The 4,398-nt window shown below is 35.5% G+C and carries 3 protein-coding genes and 1 pseudogene; 2 read left to right on the top strand and 2 right to left on the bottom strand.

Translation table 11 applies throughout. The features are described from left to right. Positions 1-50 precede the first annotated feature (50 nt). A complete protein-coding gene (locus tag QZ265_RS09660) occupies positions 51-1,484 on the bottom strand; it encodes an ATP-binding protein (protein WP_296405681.1) in 1,434 nt (477 codons plus the stop codon). Positions 1,485-1,929: 445 nt separating this feature from the next. Then, entirely contained in the window at positions 1,930-2,934 is a 1,005-nt protein-coding gene (gene pstS / locus QZ265_RS09655; RefSeq protein ID WP_296405680.1) for a phosphate ABC transporter substrate-binding protein PstS, read from the bottom strand. A gap of 544 nt (positions 2,935-3,478) precedes the next feature. On the opposite strand from pstS, the gene QZ265_RS09650 reads away from it, so the two are divergent. Together QZ265_RS09650 and QZ265_RS09645 are read left to right on the top strand one after the other, a co-directional pair. Then, complete coding sequence (locus QZ265_RS09650) at positions 3,479-3,667, top strand: hypothetical protein (protein WP_296405678.1); 189 nt, start codon at positions 3,479-3,481, stop codon at positions 3,665-3,667. 219 nt (positions 3,668-3,886) lie between these two features. Further along, positions 3,887-4,398: pseudogene (locus tag QZ265_RS09645) on the top strand (HrgA protein); the annotation flags it as partial.

Below are 4,398 nucleotides of genomic sequence, written 5' to 3'. Positions count from 1 at the left end.
TCATTTGCGTTCATTTGCGTTCATTTGCGTTCATTTGCGTTCATTTGCGTTCATTTGCGTTCATTATCAGTTAAATAATAGTTGACCGAACGGCTTTGTCCACGAGTATCTATGAAGCCTATTTCAATCAATTTTTTTAATCTGTGATATGTCTTTGTCTTACTTTCTTTTAAATATTCTTGAATTTCTTTACGTGAAAGCTCTTTATTTAATTTTAATAATTTAATGATTTTTTCGTCTTTTGAGTCAAGACTAGGTTCAAAAATTTGCACTTGTTGATTTTCCTCCTTAACTACTTTTATCTCAGAATTAATGAATCCTAATTCAAACTGTTCTCCATTACTAAGATTATTCTTCCAAATGTTACCTTGCGGACTCTCTTTAACTATATCATTTTCAGCATAATGCCTATTATATAAAATGACCATGAATTGATTAGGAGTAACGACAAACTCTGGTTCTTTTTCAAAATCTTTATAACTAGCAAGAATTCGTCTAATGCCTGTTGCAAAGTTTTCTATATATTTTATTTTGTCTAATACATGAACGATGCTAGGGTTTCTGCGTGCACTAATGCCTTTTTTAATATCCGATATACTTAAACCATCAGGAATCCCACCTGCTGAAAATACTTCCATCCTATCATCATAAATTTCGACCTTGATATCTGCTGATAAAGAATAGTCTCGATGAGCGTATGCGTTTATGACTGCCTCTCTAACGGCTTTAGAAGGATAGCCTTCGTACTCAAACCTTGCAGGAGCCCCTGTGAATGATACTTTTTTATCATTTAATAGGGATATGTATTCCAATGTCATATCAATTTGTTTAATAAGAGAACCATTAAACTCTTTTTTAGCCAAAAAGTCAGATGCCATATCTAAACCATCAATAACCGCTATTTTGGTAGAAAATGGGTTTTGATCACTTAGTAATAGTGCATTATTATTATATTGTCTTTTGGCGCTAAGTAGTCTTAATCCACTTTCATCAAACTCAATATCAGACTCTGACAACTTATCTTTTAAATATTGAAAAGTAAGCTGCTTATCATTCATAATAGGCTGGCTATCAAATTCATCCGCAACTTGTGCTTTTAACATACGTCTAACTTCATCATCATTTGCACGGCGCTTACTACTCCCTACACGAATATATATACCTTTCGGATTAAAGCCTTGACCGTCTTTATAATAATAAGGTGGTTTGTCTCCCTTTTTGATATAAATCAAAAAACTCTCATCTGTTACCTTTATTTCAACTAATTCATGAACAGAGGTGTTAAAAGCACTATTTACCCAATCACTAAGCAATAACTCCCATTTCTTAAACTCATCTCTTTTATTAGGAATGAGATTACCATCATCATCGACACCTAGATAAATAATGCCGTCATTTGAATTAAGAAAAGAAACTATTTCAGCTTTTAACTGATTGGTTTTAATAGGAATATCAGACTTATATTCAATTGCTTGGCTTTCCATACAACATCTCTAAGTAGTATATAGTTGTTATAGTCTAATACCTTTTAGTCTTTAAAAGAGAAAACTTTCGTTATAAAGCCTTAGACTTTACTTTTGATGAATTAAAGCATTAAATAATGTAGTTGTATTTATAAAAAAATTACCTTTCACCAACTAAATAACCTCTATTCAACACTCCATCAACAAAACCCTGCTACAGTAAGTCATGCACTGTCTAAATCCTCGCAATAGGACTTTTACGACATGAACTTAGGCCACGACCCAAATATCATCTACCCTATCCCCTAAGCGTTAATGGCAGGCGGAGCCACTGCACCTTATCCGATTCTATCTTTGCTATCAAAAAGCCCACTTTGACAACTCATGAAAAATGTTAGCCTATAAAAAAACCTCACCGCAATGGGTGAGGTTTTTGAACAATTATATAAATTGAAAATTTAAACTTTTATTTGATTTTTTTCATTTCATTTAAAGCTGCAGTTTCAGCCGCTTTTGGCAAAGGTACATAGTCTAAAGCTGCGGCAGATGCATCACCTGTTCTTAACGCCCAATCAAAGAACTTAACAACATCTTGAGATTTTGCACCACCATTTTGTGGAACAAGAATAAAGGTAGCTGCAGAAATTGGCCAAGCATTTGCGTTTGGCATATTGGTAATAGTCACAGCGAAGCCAGGATATTTAGCCCAATTAATGTTACCAGCAGCTGCAAACGTAGAGTCGTCAGGTTTAACATACTTGCCAGCACGGTTTAATAGTTGTGTATAAGCCAATCTGTTTTGTTTAGCATAGGCATATTCAACATAACCAATAGAGTTTGGTACACGTTGTACTGTACTGCTCACGCCATCATTACCTTTACCGCCAACACTAGTAGCTACGTTTGGCCATTTTACAGTTTTATCAGCACCAACGCTGCTTTTCCAAGTACCAGAAACTTGGCTTAAATAAGTGGTAAATATGAAAGTAGTACCAGATCCGTCTGAACGGTTAACCGTAGTGATAGGACCAGCTGGTAAGTTAAGGCCAGGGTTTAAAGCCTTGATACGAGCATCATTGAATGAAGTGATTTTACCTAAATATATATCTGCTAGTACTGGGCCTGATAATTTTAACTGGCCAGGACCTACGCCTTTAATATTAACTACAGGTACAACACCGCCGATAACTGTAGGAAACTGAATTAAGCCACTTTGTTTTAGTTCTGCTGGTGACATTGGCGCATCTGTGGCACCAAAATCAACAGTTTTACTTTGAATTTGTTTGATGCCGCCTGAAGAACCAATACCTTGATAGTTCACTTGGTTGCCAGTAGCTTTTTGATAGTCAGCTGACCACTTTGAATAAACAGGTTGTGGAAAAGTTGCGCCAGCGCCAGTAATATTAACGGCAAACGCAGAAGAACCAACAGCTGCTAAAGCAACGCTTAAAAATAGAGGAGCAAGTTTCATGGTGATATCCTTGAGTAAGAGTCGCTAGTTGATGACTATGGGTAATTATTTGCATAAAAGAAAAGGAACATTGCTCAATTGCGTTACTATGTATGCAATTAAACAACGATGAGTAAGGTCGTAAATAGCAGCATTAATACAGTCACTAGCTTTTATACTCAATGAATTATTGTCGAATATTCATACTATATCGTGATTTCATCGAACGTTGCTATAACGAAATTGCCGCTAATCTAAAGCGCTATAATAATGCTATTAAATTACAATTTTTTGACACATTTATGACTATTTTATGACATTTACAAAGCTTTACTTATTACTGTATTGATAAAGCTCAAAGGTCATATATTGACTATAGTTTAGACCTGCCTAGTTTTAATTTTTTATAGTCATAATTAGATTTTATCACTTGATTAATATCGTTCTAATGAATTTGATTGACTCTATTAAATATGTATTTGATTGCCTGTAATCGGCTCAAATATGAATTTATGCTACTATTGATAGCTAAATTTTATTATCAGTTTGCTGCTAGGAAAATAATATGACCACTCGTGTACAGATGATAATAGAGACTCTACGCGATCATCCCGACCAATTATTTACCGCTAGGCAATTAGCTGAACTATTTATAGAGCGCTACCCTAATGATTTAGAAGAAAAGAGAAATAATCCTCGATATGAAACTATAGAAGATTTGATCGGGCAGCTTGCAGCAGAGGTGGGTGGTTAACGTACTGAAACAGCCAAACGTTTATGTCCCAATGTCGCTACTCAAGACACACCTAGACCTAGAAAATATTATTGGCAATCGATACCTGAACAACCTCATTTTAAGATTGAGGGGGAAGCTGAGGATTTAGACGAACCCAGTGAATACCTATCATTTAATCAAGCTTATTTTAGCGAGCACGATTTGTATCCCCTGCTAATCTCATATTTATCGGAAGATATGGGGCTCAACTGTCGCAGAATCGATGAACATAAATCTAGAAATATACGCGGCTTAGGCGGTAATCACTGGCTACATCCTGATATCGTTGCATTAGAGACTTTAGATAAAGGTTGGAGTGATGTTGTACGAGCTTGTGTTCGAGGAAGTAATGACGCATTGTTTAGACTTTGGTCTTTTGAGGTAAAAAAGACCTTAAACAGAAGTAATGTCCGCAAAAGTTTCTTCCAAGCTGTCTCAAATTCAAGTTGGGCAAACTTTGCGTATTTAGTGACTGCAAACTTGGACTCATCTGTAGAATCCGAATTGCAAATGCTATCAGGACTACATGGTGTCGGCGTACTTTTACTGAATCAACAATCTTTATTTGATAGCCAAATTTTGATTCCTGCTAGAGAAAGAACAAATATCGATTGGTTGTCAGTCAATCGTATTGTTGAAGAAAATAGTGATTACGAAGCCTTTATCGAACAAGTAGGTATCTATAGCCAAACCGGTAGACTGACTAAAAG

It is taken from the genome of Psychrobacter sp., from assembly GCF_018260395.1.
Lineage (GTDB): Bacteria > Pseudomonadota > Gammaproteobacteria > Pseudomonadales > Moraxellaceae > Psychrobacter.
The sequence above is the reverse complement of the archived record's forward strand: the minus strand, read 5'-3'. Positions and strand labels throughout refer to the sequence as shown.

Coding starts and splice junctions, on each gene's coding strand:
- QZ265_RS09660 (WP_296405681.1), bottom strand. CDS start 1,484: ATGGAAAGCCAAGCAATTGAATATAAGTCTGATATTCCTATTAAAACC.
- pstS (WP_296405680.1), bottom strand. CDS start 2,934: ATGAAACTTGCTCCTCTATTTTTAAGCGTTGCTTTAGCAGCTGTTGGT.
- QZ265_RS09650 (WP_296405678.1), top strand. CDS start 3,479: ATGACCACTCGTGTACAGATGATAATAGAGACTCTACGCGATCATCCC.